The organism is Bradyrhizobium sp., from assembly GCF_016462955.1.
Taxonomy (GTDB): domain Bacteria; phylum Pseudomonadota; class Alphaproteobacteria; order Rhizobiales; family Xanthobacteraceae; genus Bradyrhizobium.
In genome coordinates, this window is the sequence record NZ_JAEMSD010000006.1 from 48125 (window position 1) to 49476 (window position 1352).

General features: G+C 64.8%; 2 protein-coding genes. Both read left to right on the forward strand.

Annotation, left to right across the window (positions count from 1 at the left end; genetic code table 11):
• A partial coding sequence (locus JHD07_RS01645) for a DUF2059 domain-containing protein (protein WP_291618321.1) occupies positions 1-360 on the forward strand: 360 nt, incomplete at its 5' end.
• Between the two features lie 46 nt (positions 361-406).
• Positions 407-1352, forward strand: a 946-nt coding sequence (locus JHD07_RS01650) for an FAD-dependent oxidoreductase (RefSeq protein ID WP_291618323.1), incomplete at its 3' end; no start/stop codon positions are given.

Below are 1352 nucleotides of genomic sequence, written 5' to 3' on the forward strand. Positions count from 1 at the left end.
ATGTACGCCGGCGCCGTGCCCGGCCTCGTCGAAAAGACCAAGATCGCGCTGATCCAGCAGAACCTGAACTACCAGAAGGACCTCAACGAGGTCGCCCCGATCGTCGCCCAGCAGCTCAACGGCCGCCAGAACGAGATCGGCGAAGGCATGGCGCAGATCTATGCCAGCGAGTTCACCGAGCAGGAGCTGAAGGACCTCGTCACCTTCTACAGGTCGCCGCTGGGCAAGAAGCTGATCGACGCGGAGCCGCGCGCCATCGGGCTGAGCATGGCCTTCATGAACTCCTGGGCCCAGAACTTCGCCGAGACCGTGATGGGGACCTTCCGCGCCGAGATGCGCAAGCGTGGCAAGGAGATCTGAGCGCACCTATCTGAAAGGTCGTTCTTGAAAGAGGTCGGAGTGGACAATGGCTGAATTCGACGTCGACCTCTTCGTCATAGGAGGCGGGTCGGGCGGCGTGCGTGCCGCCCGCATCGCGGCAGGTTACGGCGCCCGCGTGATGATCGCGGAAGAATACCGCATGGGCGGCACCTGCGTGATCCGCGGCTGCGTGCCGAAGAAGCTGTTCGTGATCGGCTCGCATTTCCGTCAGGACATCGAGGACGCCGCGGGCTTCGGCTGGACCGTTCCGCCCGCGAGCTTCGACTGGCCGACGCTGATTGCCAACAAGGACAAGGAGATCGCGCGGCTGGAGGCGGCCTACACCGCCAATGTCGAGAAGTCGGGCGCGCAGATCGTCAAGAGCCGCGCGGTGATCGAGGACAGGCACACCGTCCGCCTGCTCGAGAACGACAGGAAGATCACCGCGAGGTACATCCTGATCGCCACCGGCGGCGCGCCCAACCACGGCGCGGCGATCCCCGGCATCGAGCACGTGATCTCCTCCAACGAGGCGTTCCACCTCGAGAAGCTGCCGAAGCGGATCGTGATCCAAGGCGGCGGCTACATCGCGCTGGAGTTCGCCGGCATCTTCGCCGGCTTCGGCTCCGACGTCACCGTGATCTATCGCGGCGACAACATCCTGCGCGGCTTCGACGAGGACGTCCGGACCCATGTTCGCGCCGAGATGGAGAAGCAGGGCATTACGATTCTCACCGGCTGCACGGTGACCAAGGTCGACCGCCACGGCGAGGGCTTCACCACCCATCTGTCGAACGGCTCGAGCCTCGCCTCGGACCAGGTGATGTTCGCCATCGGCCGCCATCCGGCGGTCGCCAATCTCGGCCTGGAGAAAGCCGGCGTTGCCATCAACCCGGCGAACGGGGGCATCGCCGTCGACCATTTCTCCAGGAGCTCCGTCGACAGCATCTACGCCATCGTACCCGGCACCCTGGCCATGCAGCTCATCCTTG